This is a genomic window from Kitasatospora sp. MMS16-BH015 (genome assembly GCF_002943525.1).
Classification (GTDB): Bacteria; Actinomycetota; Actinomycetes; order Streptomycetales; family Streptomycetaceae; genus Kitasatospora.
On record NZ_CP025394.1, the window covers coordinates 8011779 to 8035770 of the forward strand.

The 23992-nt window shown below is 74.3% G+C and carries 25 protein-coding genes; 17 read left to right on the top strand and 8 right to left on the bottom strand.

Going from position 1 to position 23992, the window contains the following annotated elements:
• Positions 1 to 185: 185 nt before the first annotated feature.
• Positions 186 to 914, top strand: coding sequence for a class I SAM-dependent methyltransferase (locus CFP65_RS34470; protein WP_104821335.1), 729 nt, complete (start codon positions 186 to 188; stop codon positions 912 to 914).
• A gap of 80 nt (positions 915 to 994) precedes the next feature.
• Here the strand turns inward: CFP65_RS34470 and CFP65_RS34475 are convergent, their stop codons facing one another.
• The 3 genes from CFP65_RS34475 to CFP65_RS34485 form a co-directional block, all read right to left on the bottom strand.
• A complete protein-coding gene (locus tag CFP65_RS34475; protein ID WP_104819858.1) occupies positions 995 to 1573 on the bottom strand; it encodes a 1,4-alpha-glucan branching protein in 579 nt (192 codons plus the stop codon).
• A 107-nt stretch (positions 1574 to 1680) separates the two neighbouring features.
• Positions 1681 to 2796, bottom strand: coding sequence for an SDR family oxidoreductase (locus tag CFP65_RS34480; protein WP_104819859.1), 1116 nt, complete (start codon positions 2794 to 2796; stop codon positions 1681 to 1683).
• 631 nt (positions 2797 to 3427) lie between these two features.
• Positions 3428 to 4003: a TetR/AcrR family transcriptional regulator gene (locus CFP65_RS34485; protein ID WP_104819860.1), complete on the bottom strand. Its 576-nt coding sequence runs from the start codon at positions 4001 to 4003 to the stop codon at positions 3428 to 3430.
• A 318-nt stretch (positions 4004 to 4321) separates the two neighbouring features.
• Here CFP65_RS34485 and CFP65_RS34490 point away from each other — a divergent pair, with 318 nt between their 5' ends.
• The 10 genes from CFP65_RS34490 (at position 4322) to CFP65_RS34535 (ending at position 13389) form a co-directional block, all read left to right on the top strand.
• Entirely contained in the window at positions 4322 to 4780 is a 459-nt protein-coding gene (locus CFP65_RS34490) for a hypothetical protein (protein ID WP_104819861.1), read from the top strand.
• 358 nt (positions 4781 to 5138) lie between these two features.
• Complete coding sequence (locus CFP65_RS34495; RefSeq protein WP_104819862.1) at positions 5139 to 6365, top strand: MFS transporter; 1227 nt, start codon at positions 5139 to 5141, stop codon at positions 6363 to 6365.
• Positions 6366 to 6666: 301 nt separating this feature from the next.
• Positions 6667 to 6969: an urease subunit gamma gene (locus CFP65_RS34500; RefSeq protein ID WP_104819863.1), complete on the top strand. Its 303-nt coding sequence runs from the start codon at positions 6667 to 6669 to the stop codon at positions 6967 to 6969.
• Positions 6966 to 7289, top strand: a complete 324-nt coding sequence (locus CFP65_RS34505) for an urease subunit beta (protein WP_104819864.1) — start codon at positions 6966 to 6968, stop codon at positions 7287 to 7289. Before CFP65_RS34500 ends, CFP65_RS34505 begins: the two co-directional genes overlap by 4 nt.
• Positions 7282 to 9024 carry an urease subunit alpha gene (locus CFP65_RS34510; protein WP_104819865.1) on the top strand — a complete coding sequence of 581 codons (1743 nt, stop codon included), beginning with the start codon at positions 7282 to 7284 and terminating at the stop codon, positions 9022 to 9024. Before CFP65_RS34505 ends, CFP65_RS34510 begins: the two co-directional genes overlap by 8 nt.
• Positions 9024 to 9734: an urease accessory protein UreF gene (locus CFP65_RS34515; protein ID WP_104819866.1), complete on the top strand. Its 711-nt coding sequence runs from the start codon at positions 9024 to 9026 to the stop codon at positions 9732 to 9734. Before CFP65_RS34510 ends, CFP65_RS34515 begins: the two co-directional genes overlap by 1 nt.
• Positions 9724 to 10461: an urease accessory protein UreG gene (gene ureG / locus CFP65_RS34520; protein WP_371682495.1), complete on the top strand. Its 738-nt coding sequence runs from the start codon at positions 9724 to 9726 to the stop codon at positions 10459 to 10461. The genes CFP65_RS34515 and ureG overlap by 11 nt, the downstream gene beginning before the upstream one ends.
• Positions 10458 to 11288: an urease accessory protein UreD gene (locus CFP65_RS34525; protein ID WP_104821337.1), complete on the top strand. Its 831-nt coding sequence runs from the start codon at positions 10458 to 10460 to the stop codon at positions 11286 to 11288. Before ureG ends, CFP65_RS34525 begins: the two co-directional genes overlap by 4 nt.
• Positions 11289 to 11461: 173 nt before the next feature.
• Positions 11462 to 12007, top strand: coding sequence for a hypothetical protein (locus CFP65_RS34530; RefSeq protein WP_104819867.1), 546 nt, complete (start codon positions 11462 to 11464; stop codon positions 12005 to 12007).
• Positions 12008 to 12057: 50 nt separating this feature from the next.
• The gene (locus CFP65_RS34535) at positions 12058 to 13389 is read left to right on the top strand and encodes a DUF2254 domain-containing protein (RefSeq protein WP_104819868.1); all 1332 of its coding nucleotides are present in this window, start codon (positions 12058 to 12060) and stop codon (positions 13387 to 13389) included.
• A 12-nt stretch (positions 13390 to 13401) separates the two neighbouring features.
• Here CFP65_RS34535 and CFP65_RS34540 read toward each other — a convergent pair whose 3' ends face one another.
• Positions 13402 to 14379: a cytochrome c oxidase assembly protein gene (locus CFP65_RS34540; protein WP_104821338.1), complete on the bottom strand. Its 978-nt coding sequence runs from the start codon at positions 14377 to 14379 to the stop codon at positions 13402 to 13404.
• A 160-nt stretch (positions 14380 to 14539) separates the two neighbouring features.
• Positions 14540 to 15334 carry an alpha-N-acetylglucosaminidase C-terminal domain-containing protein gene (locus CFP65_RS34545; RefSeq protein WP_104819869.1) on the bottom strand — a complete coding sequence of 265 codons (795 nt, stop codon included), beginning with the start codon at positions 15332 to 15334 and terminating at the stop codon, positions 14540 to 14542.
• A gap of 371 nt (positions 15335 to 15705) precedes the next feature.
• Here CFP65_RS34545 and CFP65_RS34550 point away from each other — a divergent pair, with 371 nt between their 5' ends.
• Positions 15706 to 16581: an SGNH/GDSL hydrolase family protein gene (locus CFP65_RS34550; RefSeq protein WP_104819870.1), complete on the top strand. Its 876-nt coding sequence runs from the start codon at positions 15706 to 15708 to the stop codon at positions 16579 to 16581.
• Positions 16582 to 16859: 278 nt separating this feature from the next.
• Positions 16860 to 17201, top strand: coding sequence for a cyclic-phosphate processing receiver domain-containing protein (locus tag CFP65_RS34555; RefSeq protein WP_254552719.1), 342 nt, complete (start codon positions 16860 to 16862; stop codon positions 17199 to 17201).
• A gap of 46 nt (positions 17202 to 17247) precedes the next feature.
• On the opposite strand, the gene CFP65_RS34560 is transcribed toward CFP65_RS34555, so the two are convergent.
• The 3 genes from CFP65_RS34560 to CFP65_RS34570 form a co-directional block, all read right to left on the bottom strand.
• Positions 17248 to 18000, bottom strand: coding sequence for an ATP-grasp domain-containing protein (locus CFP65_RS34560; protein WP_104821340.1), 753 nt, complete (start codon positions 17998 to 18000; stop codon positions 17248 to 17250).
• A 321-nt stretch (positions 18001 to 18321) separates the two neighbouring features.
• Entirely contained in the window at positions 18322 to 18639 is a 318-nt protein-coding gene (locus CFP65_RS34565) for a hypothetical protein (RefSeq protein ID WP_104819871.1), read from the bottom strand.
• Between the two features lie 31 nt (positions 18640 to 18670).
• Positions 18671 to 18988 carry a hypothetical protein gene (locus CFP65_RS34570; RefSeq protein ID WP_158702502.1) on the bottom strand — a complete coding sequence of 106 codons (318 nt, stop codon included), beginning with the start codon at positions 18986 to 18988 and terminating at the stop codon, positions 18671 to 18673.
• A 402-nt stretch (positions 18989 to 19390) separates the two neighbouring features.
• Here CFP65_RS34570 and CFP65_RS34575 point away from each other — a divergent pair, with 402 nt between their 5' ends.
• From CFP65_RS34575 to CFP65_RS34585, 4 genes are all read left to right on the top strand, one after another.
• The gene (locus CFP65_RS34575) at positions 19391 to 20071 is read left to right on the top strand and encodes a TrmB family transcriptional regulator (protein WP_254552720.1); all 681 of its coding nucleotides are present in this window, start codon (positions 19391 to 19393) and stop codon (positions 20069 to 20071) included.
• Positions 20072 to 20104: 33 nt separating this feature from the next.
• Entirely contained in the window at positions 20105 to 20380 is a 276-nt protein-coding gene (locus CFP65_RS41545; RefSeq protein WP_254552721.1) for a response regulator transcription factor, read from the top strand.
• Between the two features lie 119 nt (positions 20381 to 20499).
• The gene (locus CFP65_RS42265) at positions 20500 to 23304 is read left to right on the top strand and encodes a LuxR family transcriptional regulator (protein ID WP_104819873.1); all 2805 of its coding nucleotides are present in this window, start codon (positions 20500 to 20502) and stop codon (positions 23302 to 23304) included.
• A gap of 74 nt (positions 23305 to 23378) precedes the next feature.
• Positions 23379 to 23888, top strand: coding sequence for a GNAT family N-acetyltransferase (locus CFP65_RS34585; RefSeq protein WP_104819874.1), 510 nt, complete (start codon positions 23379 to 23381; stop codon positions 23886 to 23888).
• Positions 23889 to 23992: the final 104 nt, after the last annotated feature.

Consider the following 23992-nt stretch of genomic DNA (forward strand, 5'->3'; position numbering starts at 1 on the left):
GGGGGACGCGAGCCATCATCCGGGAGACGTGCGAGGGCTGTCACTGATGGGGCGCCAGAGAGAGCAGTGAGCCTTCCCACTCCGGTTCCGTACAACCTTCCGGCCTCGTCCGCTTGGGGCGGATCCGGTGGGGGGTGCCGGGAAGCCCCGGTGCCGGCGGCGCGGCTGTGGGTACGCTCGCCGGCATGACCACTTCTGCGCTGTCCTTCGGTGCCGCTGCCCGTCTGTACGACTCGATCCGGCCCACCTACCCGGTGGCGGCCGCGAGTTGGGCCCTCGGGGAGGAGCCGGCGCGGGTGTTGGATCTGGGGGCGGGCACCGGGCTGCTGGGTGCGGTGGTGCGGGAGGCCGGGCACGAGGTGATCGCGGTCGAGCCGGACGAGCAGATGCGGGCCGTGGCTGCCGAACGCCTGCCGGGGGCGCGGGTGTTGGCCGGGAGCGCCGAGGAGATCCCGCTGGCGGACGGGTCCGTCGACGTGGTGGTGGTCGGGCAGGCGTACCACTGGTTCACTCCGGAGGCCGCGCTGCCGGAGATCCACCGGGTGCTGCGAGCGGGCGGCGTCTTCGCCGCGCTGTGGAACGTCCGGGACGACCGGACGCCGTGGGTGGCCGGGCTCTCCGGCATCATCGGCGCCGAAGGGTACGGCCTGGAGAGCGCTTGGCAGTACGGGCCGGTGGCGCCGTGGTTCACCGAGCCCGAACTCGGCCTGACCGAACACGCCGTGACCGTGCCGACGGATCGGCTGGTCGACCTGGTGCGGTCCCGTTCCACTTACCTGACGGCCGAGGCCGGCGAGCAGGCCCGGTGGGAGCGGGAGATCGCCGAGTTGGTCGCCACCGATCCGGCGCTGGCCGGCCGGGAGAGGGTCGAGATGCCTTATCGGACCTGTGTGTATCGGATGCGGCGGGCCTGACCACGGGATGGGCCCGGCGGCTTGGGGTGGCCGTCGCGGGTGGTTCGGTCGCGGCGGCCACCGGTGTGCTCGGGGTGTGGTCAGTCGGCGCTGACGAAGACGGCCCGGGCCGGGGTGCCGTCGGGCCAGGTGAAGCCCCCGTGGAGGCCGGGCTGCTCGTCCGCCTCGGTGACGGGGCGGAGGACCCGGGCGAGGTGGTAGGACCCCGGGGTGGTGGGGCCGGGGTGGACGGTGACGGTCGGGTCCGGGGTGTCGTCGATGCTCTGGTGCTGCGGGGTGGCCTCACCGCGCAGGAGGGCGAGCAACTGGGCCGACACCACAGGGTCGTGGGGGCCGTCGTAGATCCAGCGGGTGCCGAGGACGCCGTGCTCCGAGGTGCCGATCAGACCCTCGGCGGCACCCTCGGTGGCGCCCTCGGTGATCGGTGCACCGCGGTAGCCCATCGGGACCAGGTAGGCCACCGGAGTGGGGTCGGCGGTGTCCACGACGACCATGAACTCGATGCCGACCTCGCCCGCCGGGTCGTCCAGGCGGAAGCCGCCGGCCTTGTGCAGCTCCGCTGCGCCCGAACTCCCCTGGTACCAGCTCTGCTTGGGCAGCCAAGCGGTCAGGAGCTCCAGCTTGGTGGGCTCCATGGTGGTCTGGTGGATGGTGGCCATACGAGGTTCCTCACGGTGGTCCGGGCCCGCCCGGGTTCGACGGGACGTCAGCCAAGGTAGCCGACTCGGCGAGGGTGGGCGGCGAGGGTCGCAGGGGAGACGGGCCGTCAGGGGGTCGGGCCGATGGAGGCGCCGAAGTCCTCGGCGACCAGGCGGGTGGCCCAGCGGCGGAGGAGGTCGGCGACGGGCGGGTGGGTGAGGCCGGCAGCGGCGGCGAGGCGGTCGGCCGAGGTGGTGTCGTAGCGGTCCTCGGAGAGGAAGGAGAGGGATTCGGCGTCGAGGCCGGTGAGGCGGCTGGGGAGGTAACGGACCAGGCCGACCGGGACGGTGCGGCGCGGGGCGGGGACACCGAGGTGGTCGGCGAGGAGGTCGACCAGGGCCGGGAGCGCGGGGGTGGCCGGGTCGAGGACGGTGTGGCGGCTGGTGGGAGCCGTGTTGGGGGTGGCTGCGGCGTGGTGGCTGTGCTGGGCGTGGTCGTGGGAGGGGACGGCGGCCAGGAAACGGGCGAGGTGGTCGACGGCGACCACCGGGAGGAAGGTGCGCGGGGTCGCGGGAAGGACCGGGAGACGGCCGCGCCAGAGGCGTTCGACCAGGGGCGCGAGGCCGATGTACTGACCGGCTTCGCCGGTGACGGAGTGTCCGATCACCACGCCCGGGCTCACCACGCTGAGCGGGACGCCGAGTTGGGGCGCGAGGGTGCGGACGGCCGAGTCGCCGGCCCGCTTGGACGCCTCGTAGGCGCCGAGCTTGCGGTAGAGGCGGGTGGCCTCGGCGGACGGGAGGGGGTGGGGGACGGGGGTGGCGGTGCTGATGCGGTAGCCGGAGAGGTGGACGAAGCGGCGGAGCTCGGGCAGGCGGGCCGCCCAGTGGAGGGCGTGGACCGGGCCGTCGGTGTTGGCGGCTTGGGCCTCGGGGCGGGAGAGGCCGAAGCGGTAGCGGGCGGCGAGGTTGTGCACGTCGCGGACCGAGCGGAGGGCGGCGTCGGCCTCGGGGGTCAGGGCGAGGGTGGGGTGGGTGAGGTCGGCCTGGAGGGTGGTGAGGGAGGTGGTGTCGGCCTGGTGGGCGTGGAGCCAGTCGCGGAGGGCGGCGGCCGAGGCGGGGGTGGTGGTGGCTGCGGCGACGGGGTGGCCCTGGGCGAGGAGTTCGAGGGTGAGCCAGCGGCCCAGGAAGCCGGCGGCTCCGAGGACGAGGGTGGTGGGGGTGGCGGTGGGGCGGGGAGGCATGGTGGCTCCTGAGGGTGAGGCGAGGGGTGTGTGTGGGTGTGGTTTGCGAATGTCAGGTAGACCGGTCTACATATTCTGGAGGCGAGAAAGGGTGGTGGTGGGAGTGAGGCGGGGTCAGGGGTGGCTGGTGGGTGGGGGCGCGGTGGTCGGGCGGGGCAGGGGGGCGGCGAAGGTGGGAGGGCGAGTCGGGAGGCCCGGTCGGGGTGTGGGGCCAGGGGGGTTGGTGAGGGTGCGGGCAGCCTGGTCGAGGGGCTGGGGGGTGGGACCGGGGCGGGGTCAGGGGTTGCTGGCGAGTGGGGAAGCAGCGGCCGCGCGGGGGCGGGGGCGGGGCGGCGAAGGTGGGAGGCCCGATCAAGGGGGTGAGGTCAGGAGGCGGCCCGGTCAGGTGGGCGGGGTCAGGAGGCGGCCCGGTCAGGTGGGCGGGGTCAGGTGGGCGGGGTCAGGAGGCGGCCCGGTCAGGTGGGCGGGGTCAGGTGGGCGGGGTCAGGAGGCGGCCTGGTCAGGTGGGCGGGGTCAGGTGGGCGGGGTCAGGAGGCGGCCTGGTCAGGTGGGTGGGGCCAGGTGGGCGGGGTCAGGAGGCGGCCTGGTCAGGTGGGTGGGGCCAGGTGGGCGGGGTCAGGAGGCGGCCTGGTCAGGTGGGTGGGGCCAGGAGGGTGGTGAGGGTGCGGGCGGCCTGGTCGAGGGGGTGGCGGGAGCGGTGGACTCGGGCCAGGAGGAGGGCGCCCTCGATGAGGGCGAGGGTGGTGGAGGCGGTGGCCTCGGCGGTGGCCGGGGGGTGGCCCTCGTGGGTCAGCAGGTCGGCGAGGGCGTGCTGCCAGTCGGTGTAGGCGGTGGCGCAGAGGCGGCGGAGGGGTTCGTTGGAGGCGGAGACCTCCAGGGCGACGGTGGCCAGGGGGCAGCCCTTGGTGTAGTCGGAGTCCGCCATGCGGGTGGCCAGGGCGGTGATCAGCCGGTCGACCACGGTGGCGGCGGGGGAGCCGTCGGCGCAGGCGGCGATCAGGGTGGAGATCTCCCGGCCGGCCTCGGTGAGGGCCTGGCCGACCAGCTCGTCCTTGCCGGAGGGGAAGTGGAAGTAGAGCGAGCCGCGCGGTGCGCGGCTCTCGCTCAGCACCTGGTTGAGGCCGGTGCCGAAGTAGCCCTGAGCCTCGGTCAGGGCCCGGGTGGCCTGCACCAGTCGGGCCCGCGTCTCCTCGCCTTTTGCTCCCATGGGCATCGATGGTAGACCGGTCTGCATATTGCCTTCAAGTGAAGATCCAGAACGGCTAGTTTCGGACAGTTGCACGAATCGTGGAGTGCCCGTGGTGACGGTGGGGAGGAAGTGGTAAGGGGGCTGGCTGGGACTCCGTCAGGTGACGGAACGTCAGGTCAGGGGCCGGATCACAGGTTCATTGCCTCAGGGTAAAGACAGTGGCTTGAATCGTTAATGGGAAGGCTACGTAGCATTAAGAACCATGGTGCAATGTCACATACCAAGTGGTTCACCGGAGCACCGGTGGACCCGGACTTCGAACAGGGAGAAACCCTCATGAGTCGACTCGCCCTCACCACGGCGGGTGCGATCGGGCTGGCGCTCATCGCGGCCGCCCCGGCCGTGGCGGCCCCCGCCACCGCGACCACCACGGCGACCACGGTCACCACCTGCAGCTACTCCGGTCTGCAGTCCGGCCTCTCCACCAAGGTCTGCGCCGACATCACCGGCAACAACGTCGTCCTGTGGGGCCAGATCGGCCTGGCCGGCCCGCCGAGCCCCGGCACCGTGCTCCAGCCGCAGCAGCTCTGGACCGTGCTGGACGGCAGCGTCGTCAACGGCCAGTCGCTCGGCACCTCCTCGAAGTGGGTCAACTTCTTCGCTTCGACCACCCGCGTGGACGGCGTCTCCGGCACCGTCGCCTGTGGCTCGACCGTGCACGCCTCCTTCAGCGTCGACGGCCCGCAGGGCTGGGGCCCGCGTCCGGTGTACCTGGACGTTCCGGTCAACTGCTGAACCCACAGCAGGTCAGGACCCGCAGCAGGTCCAGGTGAGATCCACCTGAGTGCCGGCTGACCGGTCGGGTGTGCCGCCGCAAGGGCAGTCGGTGGCACACCCGACCGGCTCCGCGTTCCCCGGCCGCTTCGCGATCTGCGGCGGCCGGGGGCCAGGACAACAGGCGATGGCCGGGAAATTATTCGGTGGCGGGAGGCCCGGGGCAGGGGCTACCCTCCGGTTCGTGAAGACCTCCGAGCCGCACTGACGCACCGTCGACGGCCGCGCACCCGAGTGGGTGGGGCGGCCCACGGTCCGTCATGCCCTCGCGCGCCCGGCCGTTCCGGCCCCTGGTGCGCCGTTCTTCGGAGACTTTCCCATGTCACGCCCTGTTCCGGGCGGCGCGAGCTACCGTGCCGTCCTCGCCCTGCCCCATGCCCGCCGCCTCTTCACGGCCGCCATGCTCGGCCGGCTCTGCTACGGACTGATGGGCCTGCCGCTGCTGCTCGCGATCCGCGGCGCCACCGGCTCGTACACCCTGGCCGGGACGGCCACCGGCCTGGCCGGCCTGCTCACCGCGCTGCTCGGACCGGCCCGGGCCCGGTTGGTGGAACGGCACCGGCCCGCCCTGCTCGGGCTGGCGCTCGGGTACACCGTGCTGCTCGCCGCGCTCGCGCTGGCCTGCGCCGCGCGGTCGGCTCCCGCGGTGGTGGTCGCCCTCGCGGTGGCCGCCGGGGTTTGCCCGCCGCCGGTCGGTCCGTTGATGCGCACGCTCTGGGGTCGGCTGGTGGCCGACGAGGAGCAACTCCAGTGCGCGCTCAGCCTGGACACCGCCGCCGAATCCACCGTTTTCGCGCTCGGCCCGGTGCTCGGCGGCTACCTGGTGGTGGCGGTCGGCGCGCCCGCCGGGCTCGGGGTCTGTGCGGCCGTGGTGCTGATCGGGTTCGGGCTGCTGGCCCGGGCGCTGCGCGGGGCCGCGCCGGTGGTCGCGGGCGAGGCGGCGCCGCGCGGGCGGCGTCCACTGCGGGGCACCGGCCTGCTGCCGTACGGGCTGCTGGTGTGCGGTGCCGCGGCCGGTCTCGCGCTGGCCGAGATCGGGGTGGTGGCCGCCTGGGGCACGGTGGCGGCCGGGGTGCTCGCGATGTGCTTCTCGGTGGGCGGGGTGCTCGGCGGGCTGGTCTACGGCCGGCGCCGCTGGAGCGGCCGACTCGCCCACCGTCCGCTGCTGTTGGGGGCCGTCGGCGCGGTCGGGTACGCGCTGCCGGTGCTCTGGTACGCGCCGCCGGCCGCCGCCGGGGCGCTGCTGCTCGCCGGGGCCTGCTGCGACGTGCTGCTGATCACGGCCTACCAGTTGGTGGACGCCCGGGTGCCCGAGGGTGCGCGGACCGAGGCGGGGGCGTGGATGAACACCGCGTACAACCTCGGTGCGGCGGCCGGCGGTGCGCTCGGCGGGTTGGTGGTGGACCGGCACGGGCCGCCCGCCGCGTTCCTGGTGACGGCGGTACTGATCGGCGGCTGCGTGGCGGTGGCCGGCGCGCTGGTGGTGCGGCGGGACCGGGTGCGGGTGGTGGGGTCGGTGACGGCCGGGGCGGTCGAGGCGCGCTGATACAGTTCTGAAACTGTTTCGGAATGCGGAATTAGCATGCGGATGGCAAGGTCGGCGGATGCTGATCTGATCGTCTGAGAATTGTAGAGATTTGGTTCTTCAGATACGGCGAAACAGGCTGCCGGCCAGGCCGGGAGCGGTCCGTGCGCGCCCGGAAGGGTTGGGAAGGGCAAAGCGCGCGGGCCGTTCCCGGCCGTAGGCAAAATGCCTGCCGACACGCCTGGCGGACGCCACTGCCGAGGGATTCCGTCGGTCCGCTACGGTGTGCCGAAATCCGTGACCTACCCCCAGAGGTACGCAGATGAGGCTCACTCCGCACGAGCAGGAACGCCTGCTCGTCCACGTCGCCGCCGACGTGGCCCGTGGCCGACAGGCCAGGGGCCTGCGGCTCAACCACCCCGAGGCCGTCGCGCTGATCACCTCGCACGTACTGGAGGGGGCACGCGACGGTCGGACCGTCGCCGAGTTGATGACCTCCGGCCGCAAGGTGCTCTCGCGTACGGACGTGATGGACGGGGTGGCCGAGATGATCCCGGACGTGCAGGTCGAGGCGACCTTCCCGGACGGCACCAAGCTGGTCACCGTGCACGAGCCGATCCTGTGAGCGGCCGGTTCGTCCCCGGCGAAGTCCTGTACGGGGCCGGGGAGATCGGGCTCAACGCCGGGCTGCCGGTGACCCGCCTGGAGGTGGTCAACGCGGCCGACCGGCCGGTGCAGGTCGGCTCGCACTACCACTTCGCCGAGGCCAACCCCGGGTTGGACTTCGACCGGGTGGCGGCGCGCGGGCAGCGGTTGAACGTGCCGGCGGGCACCGCCGTGCGGTTCGAGCCGGGCATCCCGGTGGAGGTCGAGCTGGTGCCGCTGGGCGGGCTGCGGGTGGTGGCGGGGTTGCGCGGCGAGACGGGAGGGGCACTGGATGGCTGAGGGGCACGTGGCCACGGGCGGTTACGCGTTGCGGCTGAGCCGGGGCCGGTACGGCGCGCTGTACGGGCCGACGGCGGGTGACCGGATCCGGCTCGGGGACACCAACTTGCTGGTGGAGATCGAGGAGGACCGCAGCGCGGGCGGCGACGAGGCTGTCTTCGGCGGCGGCAAGGTGATCCGCGAATCGATGGGGCAGGCCCGGACCAGCCGGGCCGAGGGTGCGCCCGACACGGTGATCACCGGTGTGGTGGTGCTCGACCACTGGGGCGTCGTCAAGGGCGACCTCGGCATCCGGGACGGGCGGATCACCGCCCTCGGCAAGGCCGGCAACCCGGACACCATGGACGGCGTTCACCCCGAGCTGGTGATCGGCCCCGAGACCGAGGTGATCGCCGGCCAGGGCAAGCTGCTCACCGCCGGGGCGATCGACGCCCATGTGCACTTCATCTGCCCGCAGTTGGCGGACGAGGCGCTCGCCGCAGGCATCACCACCCTGGTCGGTGGCGGCACCGGCCCGGCCGAGGGCAGCAAGGCCACCACCATCACCCCGGGCAGCTGGCACCTGGCCCGGATGTTCGCCGCGATGGACGACCTGCCGGTCAACATCGGCCTGACCGCCAAGGGCAACACCGTCAACCCGGCCGCGCTGCACACCCAACTCCGGGGCGGGGCGGTCGGGTTCAAGATCCATGAGGACTGGGGGGCCACCCCGGCGGCGATCGACGCCTGCCTGCGGGTCTGCGAGCAGACCGGTGTCCAACTCGCCATCCACACCGACACCTTGAACGAGGCCGGGTTCGTCGGTGACACGCTTGCGGCGATCGCCGGGCGCGGGGTGCACGCCTACCACACCGAGGGCGCCGGCGGCGGGCACGCCCCGGACATCATCACCGTGGTCTCCGCGCTCAACGTGCTGCCCAGTTCGACCAATCCGACCCGGCCGCACACCGTCAACACGATCGAGGAGCACCTCGACATGCTGATGGTCTGCCACCACCTCAGCCCGCACGTGCCCGAGGACCTGGCCTTCGCCGAATCCCGGATCCGCCCCTCGACCATCGCCGCCGAGGACGCCCTGCACGACCTCGGCGCGATCTCGATCATCAGCTCCGACTCCCAGGCGATGGGCCGGATCGGCGAGGTGGTGCTGCGCACCTGGCAGACCGCGCACGTGGGCAAGGCCCGCTGGGGCGCCCTGCCCGGCGACGGCGCGGCCGACAACCACCGGGCCCGCCGGTACGTGGCGAAGTACACCATCAACCCGGCCCGGGCCCAGGGCCTGGACGGCGAGATCGGCTCGGTGGAGCCCGGCAAGCTGGCCGACCTGGTGCTCTGGCAGCCCGCCTTCTTCGGGGTCAAGCCGGATCTGGTGATCAAGGGCGGCCAGATCGCCTGGGCCCAGATGGGTGACGCCAACGCCTCCATCCCCACCCCGCAGCCGGTCTTCCCGCGCCCGATGTTCGGCGCCACCGGCCGCGCCCCGGCGGGCAATTCGGTCAACTTCACCTCGGCGGCGGCGCTCGCCGACGGCCTCCCGGAGCGGCTCGGCCTCGGCAAGCCCTTCGTGGGGATCCGTGACACCCGGGGCGTCACCAAGGACCACATGGTCAACAATGCGGCCCGCCCGGACGTCCGGGTGGACGCCGACACCTTCGCCGTCACCATCGACGGTGAGCTGGTCACCCCGCAGCCGGTCGCCGAACTGCCGCTCACCCAGCGGTACTTCCTCTTCTGATGGCGGCTGATCCCGCACCGGGGGCAGCCGCTCCCGGCGCGCTGCTGCTGCTCGCGGACGGCCGGTTCCCGGCCGGTGGGCACGCCCACTCGGGCGGGGCCGAGGCCGCCTGCCGGAGCGGGCGGGTGCACGATGCCGACACCATGGCGGCCTTCCTGGCCGCCCGGCTGCGGACCGTCGGGCTGGTGGGCGCCGCCCTGGCGGCTGCCGCCGCCGGTCGCCAAGTGGTCGACTGGCTGGCCGAGTTGGACGAGGCGGCCGATGCCCGGACCCCCTCCGGGGCGCAGCGGGCGGTGAGCCGGCGCCTCGGCCGGCAGCTGCTGCGGGCCGGGCGGGCGGCCTGGCCGGGCCCGGTGCTGGACGCACTGGCCGAGCGGTGGCCCGGCGGGGCGCACCAGGCCGTGGTGCTCGGGGTGGTCGGCGCGGTGGCCGGGCTCGATCCGGCGGCGGTGGCGGGCGTGGCCGCGTACGAGAGTGTCAACGGCCCGGCCACCGCCTGCGTCCGGCTGCTCGGCCTCGACCCGTACCAGGTGGCGGCCCGGCTGGCCCGGCTCGCGCCCGAGGTGGACGCGGTGGCCGGGCGGGCCGCCGAGGCCGCCGGGGCGGCGCTGCGGGAGGGCGCCGAGCTGCTGCCCGCCGCCTCGGCACCCCTGTTGGACATCTACGCCGAACAGCACTCCTCCTGGAAGGTACGGCTCTTTGCATCGTGACCACGTCGACCCGTTCGACGCCCTGACCGTCCGGCACTCCTTCAGCGCGCAGGAGCACAGCGCAGAGGCGGCGCACCGCGCGCTGCGGATCGGGCTCGGCGGCCCGGTCGGCTCCGGCAAGACCGCCACCGTCGCCGCGCTCTGCCGGGCGCTGCGGGAGGAGCTCCAGCTCGCGGTGGTGACCAACGACATCTACACCACCGAGGACGCCGAGTTCCTGCTCCGGCACGCCGTGCTGCCGCCCGAGCGGATCACCGCCGTGGAGACCGGGTGCTGCCCGCACACCGCCATCCGGGACGACATCTCCGCCAACCTGGAGGCTGTGGAGGAGCTGGAGCGCAGCCTCGCGCCGCTCGACCTGGTGCTGGTCGAATCCGGCGGCGACAACCTGACCGCCACCTTCAGCCGGGGTCTGGTGGACCACCAGATCTTCGTGATCGACGTCTCGGGCGGCGACAAGATCCCGCGCAAGGGCGGCCCCGGCGTCTCCGGTGCCGATCTGCTGGTGATCAACAAGACCGATCTCGCCCCGCTGGTCGGCGCCGATCTGGGGGTGATGGCCCGGGACGCGAAGGCGCAGCGCGGCGCCCTGCCGACCGTCTTCACCTCGCTGGCCGCGCCGGACGGCGTGCGGCCGGTGGCGGAGTGGGTGCTGGCCCGGCTGGCCGAGCGGCGGGCGGCGGCGGGGGCAGCCGGCGCCGCCGGGGCGCCGGGGGCGGCGGGGTGAGCCGGTGGCCGGATGCCCGGGTCGAGGCCGTGCGGGACGGACGTGGCGGCACTGCGCTGGCCCTGCTGGAGAGGGCCGGGCCGTTGGCACTGCGGCGCTCGGACGGTGGGGAGGTCGGTGCCGCCGCGCGGGTGGTGGTGGTCGGTGCGATGGCCGCCCCGGTGGGCGGTGACCGGTACGGGCTGGAGGTGGGGGTCGGGCCCGGAGCTTCGCTGGTGGTGACCAGTGCGGCGGCGACGGTCAGTCTGCCGGGGGTGGACGGTGCCGAGTCCGCGTACGAGCTGACCCTGCGGGTGGCGGCGGGGGCCTCGCTGGACTGGTACCCCGAGCCGGTGATCGCGGCCGCCGGCAGCTCGCTGCGGCTGACCACCCGGATCGAGTTGGCGGCGGGCGCCCGGCTGCGGTTCCGGGAGGAGCAGGTGTTCGGCCGGCACCACGACTGGGTGCGGGGCGCCGCGCCCGGCCGGCTGGTCTCGCGGCTGACGGTCCGCCAGGCCGGTCGGTTGATCCTCGACCAGGAGACCGACCTCGGGCCGGGCGGTCTGGCGAGCCCCGCCCAGCTCGGCCCGTACCGGGCCGTCGGGCAGCTGCTGGCGGTCGGGTGGCCGGTCCGGGCACCGGAGGATTCGGCCGAAGGGGAGGCGGTGGTGATGGAGCCGGCGGGGGAGGGGGTGAGGCTGGTGTCGGCGGTGGCGGGCGACGGGCTGCGCCTGCGGCGGCTGCTGGTGGCGGCGGAGAGTACGGGGACTGCGGCGGGAGAGGCGGCGGGGACTGCGGCGGGGACTGCGGCGGAGGAGGAGGTGGAGCGGGTGGTGGTGTCGGCCTGAGTGCGGGGGCCGTGCACCGTGGTGGGGCTCCGACTGCGGCAGGATGAGGGGTCGCAGGGAAGGAGCGAGGGTTGGGCGAGCAAGCGGAACGGCGGACGGGGGACCGGCCGGACAGGGAGGCGCGGGGCTCGGTGGTCCGCGGTGGAGCGGCCGTCCGGCCAGGTGGGGAGTCGGTGCCCGAGGTGTCGGCGGTCCGGGCCGGGGTGGTCCGCGGTGGGGTGCCTGTGCGGATGGCGGAGGAGTCGGTGTCCGAGGTGCCGGTGGTGGTGTCGGTCGAGTACCTCGCGACCAGTTCGACCCTGATGGCCATCGAGGGGGAGCCGGACACGGTGCCGTGGCTGGCCGGGGGCGGGGTGCGGGTACTGGTGGAAGGGACGGCCGGGCGGATGGTGGTGCTGCGCGGGCTGCGGGTGGTGGTGGACTCGCGGCGGGTGCCGCGGCCGGCGCGGGAGACGGGCACCAGGTGGTCGAGCATGGCGGTGCGCGACTTCACGGTCGACCTCGACGCGGAGCGGCCCGTCCTGGTGGCGAGGGGCGCGGATCTCCCGTTCACGGTGCACGGCACCGACCCCGCCGTGTTCTCGATCGCGCCCCACTCCGCCTTCGAGGCGGCCTGGCACCTCGAGCTCGACTGGACGAGCCAGGGCCGCAGCGGCACGGTGGTGGTCGACTGGGACGGCCGTCCGTTCGAGTTCCTCCCCGAGCCGCCGGACAGCTGACCCGGTGTGCCGCGCCCGGTTCGCGGCCTGGGCGTGCCTAGGGTGGACGGATGACCGTCCGTCGGAACCGGGTGTGGCGGGTGCTGCGCCGGCGTCCGCTCTCGCCGTTGCGGGAGCACCTGCGGGAGGCGTTCTGGTTCGCGCCGCTGCTGGCCTGTCTGGGGGCGGTGCTGCTGGCGCCGCTGACCGACTGGCTGGATCTCGAGCTGACCTCCGAGGAGATCGCGACCGCCGGGAACGCCGCGCAGATCGCCTCGTTCTCGGGGGCGGCCAAGAGCGTGATCTCCACCACCAGCTCGGCGATGCTCACCTTCATCGGTGTGGTGTTCTCGATCTCGCTGGTGGCGCTGCAGATGGCGGCCAGCCAGTTCAGCCCCCGGGTGCTGCGGCTGTACGTGCGCAGTCGGCTCACCAAGGCCACGTTCTCGGCCTGTCTGGCCACCTTCCTGTTCACCCTCTTGGTGCAGCTGGGCTTCGAGGACACCACCGACCCGACCAAGGTGACCACCGTGCCGGTGTTCTCCACCCTGGTCGCGGTGCTGCTGGTGATGGTCAGCCTGGTGCTGTTCGTGCTGTACGTGCAGGCCACGCTGCGGCTGCTGCGGGTGCCGCACGTGATCGACCGGGTGACCAACGAGTCGGTGGCGGTGCTCGCGCACTACCGGTGGCTGGCCCCCGAGATCGGTGGGTCGGGGGAGCGGGACGGCGGTCCGGGCGAGGGGGTGACGCTGCTGCACGAGGGCCGGTCCGGGGTGCTGCGGGACGTGCACATCGCCCGGCTGGTGCGGCTGGCCCGGCGGCACGGCGCCGAGCTGCACCTGGTGCCGCGGATCGGTGACTTCGTCACCCCCGGCACGCCGACCGTCCGGGTGGTCGGCGGCAGCTCGCCGAAGCCCCGGCGGATCGCCTCCGCGCTGAACGTCGGGGTGGACCGGACGATGCACCAGGACCTGAGCTTCGGCTTCCGCCAGCTGGTCGACATCGCGATCCGGGCGCTCTCGCCGGCCGTCAACGACCCGACCACCGCCGTGCAGGCGCTCGACCGGGTGCACCAGTTGCTCGGCCTGCTGGTGCACGTCCCGATCGGTGAACTGCGGTACCGCGACGCGCAGGGCGTCGTGCGGCTGGTGCAGCCGGTCGCGAGCTGGGCCGCGACCATCGACCTGGCCTGCACCGAGATCCGGATCTGCGGCGCGGGCCAGCCGCAGGTGACCCGGCGGATGTCGGCCATGCTGGACGACCTGCTGCGGATCGCGCCCGAGGAGCGGCGGGAGGCGCTGCTCGTGCAGCGGGAGCTGCTGGGACGGGCGGTGGCCGCGGAGGTGCCGGACCCGGCGAACCGGGCGTTCGCGCTGGCGCCGGACCGGCAGGGGATCGGCTGATCGGCCGGGGACTCAGCCGGCGTCTGCGACGCCCGGGGTGGCACGGCGGGTGCGCTGTTCGAGGGAGGCGAGGTAGGCGTTGTACGCCTCCAGCTCGGCGTCGCCGTTGCGGTCGGCCGCGCGGTCCTTGCGGCGGGCCTGGCGTTCCTCGGACTTGGCCCACTGGAGGGTGAGGGCGATCAGCACCACGGCGGTGGGGATCTCGCCGAAGGCCCAGGTGATGCCGCCGGCCAGCTTCTGGTCGGCGATCAGGTCGGTGCCGGCCGGGGCCATCGTGCCGTCGAAGGTGGTCACCAGCGGGTGGGTGGCCATCATGACCGCCACGCCGAAGAAGGCGTGGAAGGGCATGCCCATGAACAGCTCGATGATCCGCATCACGAAGCCGGGCCGGTTCGGGCCCGGGTCGACGCCCATGATCGGCCAGAAGAAGAGCATGCCGGAGAGCAGGAAGTGCACCATCATCGCGATGTGGCCGACGCGGTACTGCATCAGGTAGTCGAACAGCGGGGTGAAGTAGAGCCCGTACAGGCTGCCCACGAAGAGCGGGATGGTGAAGGCCGCGTGCGAGATCACCTTGACGTACCGGCTGTGCAGCAGCGCCACCAGCAGCTCGCGCGGGCCGCGGCCGCTGCCCTTGGCGGCCGGGCGCAGGGCGCGGAGGGCGAGGGTGATCGGCGCGCCGAGCAGCAGGAGGATCGGCGAGAGCATGGAGAGCACCATGTGCTGCATCATGTGCGCGCTGAACAGGGCCATGCCGTAGTCGTTCAGGCCGCTGCAGGTGACCGCCACGATGGTGCCGAGGCCGGACAGCCAGGCGAGGGAGCGGCCGGTCCCCCAGCGGTCGCCGCGGCGGTGCAGCCGGACCACGCCGGCCGCGTACAGCCCGAGCGCCAGCAGGCAGCCGATCAGGAACGGCCAGTCCGGCGACCAGGTGAGGGCGGTGGAGGCGGTGAAGGGTGGGAGCTGCTCCATCCCCCCGTGGTGGTGCATCCCTGCCATGCCGTCGCCCATCGGGCGGCCCCGCTTTCCCTCGTCCGTCCGGACCCGGCCGGCCATTGCCGGGTCCGGTTTGGTCCGTTTTGCTTCGGCCCAAGCCTAGGCGGCGTTTATCCCGGGAGCTGCACCGGGCCCGGGGCTGGGGGACGCGGGGTCAGCCGGGGAGCGTCCAGCGCTGGTTCGCCGAAGCGGTGCAGGTCCAGATGATCAGTGCGGTGCCGGGGGCCGAACCGCCGCCGGAGGCGTCGAGGCAGAGGCCGGACTTGAGGTTCTGCAGGGTGCCGTCGGAGCGCGGCGTCCAGGACTGGGCGGGCGTGCCGTTGCAGGAGTAGAGCTGGACGACGGTGCCCGGGGTGGTGATGATCGAGCGGGCGTCGTACCGGAGCTGCCCGCGCTCGGTGTCGGTGGCGCCCCAGGCGTCCACGCCGGCCAGCCAGCCGCCGGTGAGGAAGCGGGGGTCGGCGGCGAGCAGCTGGTCGAGCGCGGCCTCGTCGCCGTTCCACTCGGTGACCAGGGCGCGGAAGGCGGTGAGGTCCTTCCGGCCGTAGGCGGCGGAGATCTGCGGTAGCAGGGCGCGGCTGCGGTCGGCCAGCGCCTGGCGGGCGAGGTTGACCACGTCGAAGCGGTAGGCGTCGGTGGCCTTCCGGGCCGGTACGGCGTTCAGCAGGCTGGTCAGCGCGGACCGCACGGTCGAGGGGTCGTAGCGCAGGGAGCCCGGGCTCCAGCTGGCGGTGCTGCTCGCAGTGAGGGAGGGGCGGGCGGTGAACAGGCTGTCCTGGGGCTCGGCCCAACTGCCGGAGGGCATCGCGTAGGGGCCCTGGGCGAGCTCGGCCCAGGCGGACTCGGCGCCGGCGTCGGCGCCGCCGTAGCGGGTGTCGGCGTAGGAGCGGAACCAGGCGGTGCGGTCGACGGTGCCCGCGGACCAGGCCAGGTCGGCGAAGAGCGCCAGCGCGGCCGGGGCGGAGCCGGTGCTCGGTCCGGTCCGGTCCGGTCCGGACCGAGCACATCCGGCGGCACACGTTGACGGACACCCGGATCACGGCCTCGGCCCTGGGCGAGCGGGCCGTGGCGGTCGGGGTGGTCCGTCGGGCCCTGGACCTCGTCGAGCCGCACCTGGCCGCCGCCCTGGGGTGAGCGGTGCCCGGGCCCGTGGCCAGGGGGCGCGGGGCTGTGTGACAGATCGTGCCGGAGCCGTTGACCGCGCTCTGACCAGTGGGTAACTTCCCGGCGAGTAACTTCGTTCATTCCCCTGGCCCGGCCGCCCCCACGGCCGGTGGCCCACTCCGGCACGCCCCCACCCACGGTTGCAAGGAGACCCCCATGCCCCTGCGCCCCCGCCGCTTTGCGGCGGCCCTCGCCGCTGCCGCCACCCTGGTCGGTCTCGGCCTCACCCTGCCGGCCCAGGCTCAGGCCGATCAGCCGCTCAACTACGTTGCCATCGGCGACAGTTACAGTGCCGGGTCGGGCGTGCTGCCGCTCGATCCGAGCGCTCCGCTGCTCTGCGCGCGATCGACCGCCAACTACCCGCACGACCTGGCCGCCGCAGCCGGGCTCGACCTCACCGACGTGACCTGCGGCGGGGCGCAGACCAAGGACTTCGCGGGCGCCCAGTACCCGGGAGTGGCGCCGCAGTTGGCCGCGCTCGGGGTGGACACCGACCTGGTCACCATGACCATCGGCGGCAACGACAGCAACACCTTCATCGACGCCATCCTGGCCTGCGGCTCGGCCGGGGTGGTCACGCTCGGGTTCGGGCACCCGTGCCAGTCGATCTACGGCTCCGGCTTCGACGACACCATCGACAACACCACCTACCCGGCCGTCCGGGCGGCGCTGGCCGCCGTGCACGCGAAGGCGCCCAACGCGCGGGTGGCGATCCTGGGTTACCCGTGGATCGTGCCCAGTCAGGCCGTGCCCGGGTGCTTCGCCAAGATGCCGATCGCCGCCGGCGACATCCCGTACCTGCGGGACCTGCAGACCCACCTCAACGCGGCCGTCCGGCAGGCCGCCGCCGACACCGGGTCCACGTACGTGGACATGTCCGCCGCCTCGGACGGCCACGACGCCTGCCAGCCGATCGGCACCCGGTGGGTCGAGCCGGTGCTGTTCGGTACCAACTACGTACCGGTGCACCCGAATTCGACCGGTGAGGCGGCGATGGCCGCGCAGGCCGCCGACACCCTCGGCCTCGGCTGACGGCGAGCCGGTGGCACCGCCTTCCGCCGCCCGGCCAAGTGCCGGGCGGCGGAGGCCTGTTCAGGAGCGCGCCGGAGGGTGTGCCCCGGGGTGGCCGAGCCGCGGCCGGTCACGTCGTCGTAGCCGGGGGTGGGCTTGAGGCTGCTGTCCTGGTCGAGGGTGGCCAGGTAGTCGGAGAGCGTCGGCGTGATCGTCGTGGGACCCTCGTGGGATCGGAGTGGCGGGAGGGGGGCTGATATTCGGTGGGGGTAGGGGGTGGGCACGGCGAGAATGGGCGGGTGAACGAGACCCGATCCGCACTGCCCCGGCCCGTCGTGCTTGGCATCGACGACCTGCGGCCCCTGCCGCAGGCCACCCGGATCGCCCGGACCAGCCGGGCCGGCATCGAGCTGCTGCGCGAGCACCGCGACACCTTCATCGACGAGCTCTGGCTCGACCACGACCTCGGCGGCGAGGACAGCATCCTGCCCGTGGTGACCCTCCTGGAGGAGGCCGCCTTCCACGGCGAGCCGTACCGGATCGGCACGGTCTTCGTGCACAGCGCCAACCCGATCGGTGCCGAGACCGTGGTCCGTTCGCTGCTGCGCTGGGAGTACCGCGTCCGCCGGGCCGTGGCCTGAGGGCAGGTGGCCTGGTGGATCGGGTGATGCTGCCCGGTGGTCGGGGTCAGTGGCGGATGAAGGGGAGGTCGGCCGGGCTGACCCGGTCGCGGGGGCCGGCGGCGCGGAGGACCACGTCGAGGACACGGGCGGGGTCGGCGGTGTAGGCGTGGGAGAACCAGGCCATGTTGGCCTCGACCACGGACCAGCGGTGGCCCGGGCGGTAGGGGTGGAGGAGTTGGCCGAGGTCGAGGACGACGGCGCTCGGGAGGGTGGGGCCGGTGGTGGCGAGCAGGTGGGTGACGAACTCCTGGAGCTCCGGCCCCTCGGTGGTGAGGGGGCGGGGGTCGAGCCGGCCGTGGGCGGCGTAGCGGCCGGCGGTGGCGATCTCGCCGTCGAGCAGGAAGAGGCGGTACTCCGCCGCGAAGGTGACCACCTCGGAGAGCAGCACCGGAGTGGCCGGATCGAGGTCGGCGGGCAGCTGGGAGCCGTGGGAGTAGACGGCGGCCGGGAAGGACTTCTCCCGGGGCGGCTTGACGAAGGTGGGGCGGTCGATCGCCCGGGCGTCGGCCACGGTGGCGGAGCGGATCTCGCGGCCGGTGAACTCGGAGGGCAGCTCGGCGAGCCAGTCGTCGGTCGGTTCGAGCAGCGCGAAGCCGAGCCGGTCGGCCAGTCGGGCGCCGGCGATCGGACCGCCGTACCAGTGGGCCGGGCGGGCCGGGTGGGCCGGGTGGGCCTCGGGGCCGGAAGCCGTGGCGAGGTCTTCGGCGGCGCGGACGGGCAGGCCCCGATCGGCCGCCGCCTCGGCGAGCAGCTCCATCGTGGACGTGCGGCGGCCGGGCATGACCAGCACTGCGCTCTCCTGGGATCGGTGCGGTGGGGGTGAGGGTGGGACGGGTGAGGTGCCAGGGTAGGGCGTGGGGGCGTTCGGTTGCACACGGGTATTCGGGGGTGGTGAACTCCCGGCCCGCGCGTGGTGGTGAGCGATCCGGTGGCGGCGACGGTGCCCGAGGGCGCGGACGGCCAGCCCCGGTGGTGGCGTTGCGGCGGGCGGGAGTACGCGGCGGCGCTCCGGGGACCACGGGCCGTGGTCCCCGGAGCGCCGGGCCGGGAGGGTGGTGGGGCCGGGAGGGTGGCGGGGTCAGGAGAGGTGGCTGAACACCCCGCTCTGGCCGGCCTTGTCGACGGCGACCTGGTCGATGCTGGTGACCGGGGTGCCGGTTGTGGTCAGGGTCGGGTGGCCGGCCTGGACGGTGTAGAGGTTGCCGGTGGTGTAGCCGCGCAGGACCGTGCCGTCGGCCGGGGTCTGGCGCAGGTGGCTGTAGAAGGTGGTGCTGCCCGCGAGGCCGACCGCGTTGGTGTCCACGGTGGTGTAGGACTGGAAGCCGCCCACGTTGTTCCAGTTGGTCACCGCAGTAGCCAGGGCGGTGGCGAGGCGGCGGGTACGGCTGGCGGACATGGGGGTCTCCCGGTGGGGGTGGCGGGAACGCTCAGCGCTCGTGGAGGGTGTCGAGGTCGACCGGCGACTGCGGCGAGGCGGGCTCGGCGGTCCAGCCGGTCAGGCGGGGCGAGGCGGCGAGGGCCCGTTCGGCCAGCCGGAGCGAGGCCTCGGGCGGGCGGGGGCCGGCGTGGCGGTGGAAGAGGGCCAGGTCGAGGGAGCCGGGGTGGGGGCCGGGCCGGGCCCGGACGTGTTCGAGCTGGTCGGAGGGGAGGGCGGCGGCCCGCAGGAGGCTCACCAGCACGGAGGGCGGGAGGCCGTCGGGTGGTCGGTCCGGCCCCGGCCGTAGGCGGAGGAGGACGAGCTCCACGGCGGTCAGCCGGGGGGACGGGCGGCGCGGGCGGTGCGGCTGCGGGCGGGCATGGCGGGGTCCCCGTTCGTCGTGGTGGTGGGTGCGGCTTGCGTGGTCCCGGGGGTCGGAATCCGGGTATCGGTGTCCGGGTGTCGGGGTATTGGGGTCCGGTTCTCGTCGTCCGGGCCTCGGTGCCCGGTTTTCGGTGTCCGGGTGGGCCTCCTGGCTGCTGAGCAAGAGTCTGACCGGCTGCCGGGGTGCCCCGGAAGCCATTCGCGGTGGCACCGGGTGGCCTGGCACCATCTGTCCAGCCCGCCGGCCACGCCGGCGGACCCGACGGATCCCGGGAGAACTGCTGGTCACCGAGGTGAGGGGGGTGGCACCATCGCCGCCACGGTGCTGTGACAGGAGAGGCACACGGTGACGGGGGTCGCGATGGTGCTCACCGCGTTCGGGTTGGACCCGGTGGCGGAACAGGTCTACCGGGGGATGCTGGCCTTCCCCGGCGTCGGCGTACGGGAGTTGGCGGAATACACGCTGCTGACCGAGCAGCAGGTCAGGGACGGTCTGGACGTACTCGGCGACCACGCCCTGCTGCGCGCCTCGCGGGAGGAGCGGGGTGCGCTGCGCCCGGTCAGCGAGCAGCGGGCGATGGCGATCCTGATCGAACGCCAAGCCGCCGAACTTGCCGCTCGCCAGGCGCAGTTGGAAGCCGGGCGGCGCGTCCTGAGCGACCAGCTGGCACAGGACGTGGGTGTGGCGGGCGTCGAACGGCTACAGGGCCTGGACGCCGTGCAGGGGCGGCTCGAAGACCTGCTGACCGCCGCCGTCACCGAGGTGCTGACCATCCGGCCCGGCGGCCCGCAGCCCGCCGAGGCGCTGGCTGCCGCCCGCCCGCTGGACCGCGACCTCGCCGCCCGGGGCCTGGCCCTGCGCTGCATCTACCAGGACAGTCTGCGCGCTGACCGGCTCACCATCAACTATGCTCGCTGGCAACGGGATTCGGGCACGCGGGTCCGTACCGCCCCGCTGCTGCCGCCCCGGCTGACGCTGATCGACCGCACCACCGCGATGGTGCCGCTCGCCCCTGCCGGAGCCTAGCCGGGCGCCGCGCTGCTCCGCGAACCCTGTGTGGTGGCCAGCCTGCTCGCCCTCTTCGAGCAGACCTGGCAGGACGCCACCGAGCTCGACGCCCCGGCCGCCGGCACCCCGGACGGGGGCGGGATCAGCCCCGCCGAGCTCGAACTCCTCAAGATGATCGCCGCCGGCAGCACCGATCAGGCCGCCGCCAACCGCCTCGGCATCTCGCTGCGGACCGTCCGGCGCCGGATGGAGGAGCTGATGAACCGGTTGGAGGCCACCAGCCGGTTCGAGGCCGGGCTCAAGGCCGCCAAGCGGGGCTGGCTCTGATGGTCCTCATCCCGGCGATGCGGGATCTGACGGCGCTGGGCCTGGCGGCCTCCCGGTGGTGGTCTTCGTAGGATGAGTGGAGCTCCTCCGGGAGGGGAACGGCGCCGGGAGGGGACAGGATGCACCAGGAGAGGCCGCAACTGCTCGGTCGGGCAGCTGAGTTGGCGGAGCTGGACGGGCTGTTGCGCGAGCTGCGGGAGGGGCGCAGCCGGGTGCTGGTGCTGCGCGGTGAGGCCGGGGTCGGCAAGTCCGTGCTGCTCGACCTGCTGGCCGAGCGGGCCGCGCCCTGGCAGACCGTCCGAGCCGCCGGGGTGGAGGACGAGGCCGAGTTCGCCTACGCCGCCCTGCAACGGCTCTGCGCACCGCTGCTGCCAGGCCTGGACCGGCTGCCGCCGGTGCAGCAGGAGGCGCTGCGGGTCGCGTTCGGGCTGAGCGCCGGGCCGCCACCGGAGATGCTGCTGGTCGGGCTGGCGGTGCTCGGGCTGTTCGCGGAGGCCGCCGCCGAGGCCCCGCTGCTCTGCCTGGTGGACGACGCGCAGTGGCTGGACCTGATGTCGGAGCGGATCCTGGCCTTCGTCGGTCGTCGGCTGGACGCCGAGGCGGTCGGTCTGGTGTTCGCCGAGCGGACCACGGGGGTGGAAGGGAGCTTCGGCGGGTTGCCGGAGCTGGTCCTGCGCGGGCTGCCCGATGCCGAGGCCCGGGCGTTGCTCGACCGGGTGTTGCCCGGCCCGGTGGACGACCGGGTGCGGGACCGGATCGTCGCCGAGACCGGCGGCAACCCGCTCGCGCTGCTCGAACTGCCGCGCGGTCTGGCCCCCGCCGAGCTGGCCTTCGGCTTCGGCGGCCCCGGCGCCGGCCCGCTGGCCACCCGGGTCGAGGACGGCTTCCGCCGCCGCGTCGAGGCGCTGCCGGCCGACACCCGCGCCCTCCTGCTGCTCGCCGCGCTCGAACCGGTCGGCGACGGCCCGCTGCTCTGGCAGGCGCTGCGCCTGCTCGGCATCGGCCCGGAGGCGGCGGCCCCCGCCGAGGCGGCCGGTCTGATCACGCTCGGCGCCTCGGTCCGCTTCCGGCACCCGTTGGTGCGGTCCGCCGCCTGGCGTGGCGCGGCGGCTGCCGAACTGCGGTCGGCGCACCGGGCCTTGGCCGAGGCCACCGATGCCGGACGCGACCCCGACCGGCACGCCTGGCACCGGGCCCATGCCGCCGCCGGACCGGAGGAGGAGGCCGCCGCCGCACTGGAACGCTCCGCTGACCGGGCGCTCGCCCGGGGCGGCCGGGCAGCCGCCGCCGCCTTCCTGGAGCGGGCGGCTGCTCTCAGCCCGGACCCGAAGGCACTGGCCCGCCGCGCCCTGGCAGCCGCCACGGCCCAACTGGCCGCCGGCCTCCCCGCCCGAGTCCCCGACCTGCTCGCCGCCGCCGAACTCGGCTCGCTCGACCCCTGGCAGCAGGCCGACGCCGCTCGCCTGCGGGCCCGCGCTCTGGCCTCGGCCGATCCCGGGGCCGCCGCGGTCGGCCCGCTGCTCGAAGCGGCGGCCCGTTTTGCCGACCTCGACCCGGTGGCGGCCCGCGGGACCTGTCTGGCGGCCTTCGCCGCCGCGCTGTGGGCGGGGCGGGCGGAGCCGGGGGCCGTGCGGCGGGTGGCGGTGGCCGCCGCTGCGTTGCCGACGGGGGAGGGACCGGCGGGGGAGGAGTCGGCGAGGGAGGAGCCGGTGGGGGAGGAGCCGGTGGGGGTGCTGCTCCGGGCTCTCGAAGGCTGGGCCCGGGCCGGGGAGGCGGAGCGCCGGGAGGCGTGGAGCGGGTTCGCGGAGGTCGGGCGGGCGGTGGAGACTTCCGAAGGAGCCGGTCTCGCTGGTCGGTTGACGGCCGTTGAGGCGGATCCCCTGCTGCGGTGGCTGGTTGCGCAGGGGGCGGCCGAACTCGGTGACCTGCGAGGGTGGTTGGCGGTCACCGAGCGGGCCGTGCGGGTGGCCCGGGAGAGTGGGGCGTTCTCGGTGCTGTCGACGGCCGCGCCCGAGTGGGCGGCGGCGCTGCTGTTCGCGGGGCGGTTCGTCGAGGCCGGGGAGCTGTTGGCGCGGGCCGCACCGGTCGAGGAGGTGGCCGGGGCGGCGGCCCGGAGTGGGGTGGCCGCGCTGCTCGGGGCGTACCGGGGACAGGAGCGCGCCGCCCTCGAGCTGATCGAGGCGGCGGAGCGGGAGGGCGCGCGGCGCGGCCTCGGCCGGCTCACCGGGCTGGCCGCCGGGGCGCGGGCGCTGCTGCACAACGGCCTGGGCAACTACCCGGCCGCGCTGGCGGCGGCCCGCCGTGGGGTCGAGTACCGGGATTTCGGTCTCCAACCTTGGCTGCTGGGCGAGTTGGTCGAGGCCGCCGTGCGGGCCGGGGAGCCGGAGGCGGCGGCCCAGGCACGCGGGCTGCTGGCCGACCGGGCCGGGGCGGGTACGCCCTGGGCACTCGGCTCGTATGCGCTGGCCCGCGCCCTGACCGGTGAGTCCGGCGGGGTCGAGGAGCAGTACCGGGAGGCCGTGGCACGGTTCGCCGAGGGTGGGCTGGCCCCGGCCGAGGCCCGGGCCCGGCTGCTGTACGGCGAGTGGCTGCGCCGGCAGAACCGGCGGGGGCAGGCCCGGGAGGAGCTGCGGGCGGCGCACGAGGCGGTGACGGTGATGGGGCTGGAGGCCTTCGCCGAACGGGCCCGCCGGGAGCTGCTGGCGACCGGCGAGACCGTCCGCAAGCGGGTGGTGGGTGCTCCGGTGCTCACCCCGCAGGAGGCCCAGATCGCCCGACTCGCGGCCGGCGGCCACCCCAACGCCGAGATCGGCGCCCAGCTCTTCCTCAGCCCCCGCACGGTGGAGTGGCACCTGCGGAAGGTCTTCACCAAGCTCGGGATCACCTCCCGCCGCGAGATCGAGGGCGCGCTGGCGGGGGCGTAGCCGCCCAGCGGGATAAATCAGGCGCGGTCCGACCGTGCCGCGTGATACCCCTCCTTGCCATGAACGACCTTGAGATGAGCGACCTGGTGACGGAGCGGCTCGTGCTCCACCCGCTGACCGCCGGCGAATCGGAGCGGCTGGTGGCGGGCGAGCCCGAGGCCGGAGCCCGGTGGGCGCCCGGATACCCCACCGTCGGGGACGTCATGGCCGCCACGCGATTCCTGGGCACCTGTACGAAGACCAGCGCCCCGCAGGGCCTGCCGTTCGGCAACTTCGAGATCCGTCGCCGCGCGGACGGTCAGGCGATCGGCGGCATCGGATTCCACGGGCTGCCGGACGAGCAGGGCAGCGTCTCGGTCGGCTTCGGCCTCAGCCCGGCGGCGCAGGGCCAGGGTTACGCTGCCGAGGCCCTGCGCCACCTGCTGCTGTTCGCGCGGGAGTGCGGTGTCACGTCCGTGCGGGGCGGCACCAGCCGGGAGGACACCGCGGGTCAGCGGGTCATGACGGCAGCCGGCATGCGGCTGACCCACCAGGACGAACAGGTCAGCCACTTCGAGATGACCTGGACCGACCTGTCCGGCTGACCGGCGGCCGGCCGGTTCAGCTTCAGCGACCGGCCAGCCGGACAGGCCGGTCCAGGGCCCGCTCCACGCCGTCGGAGACCTCCGGGCCCCGGCCGTCGCGGGCA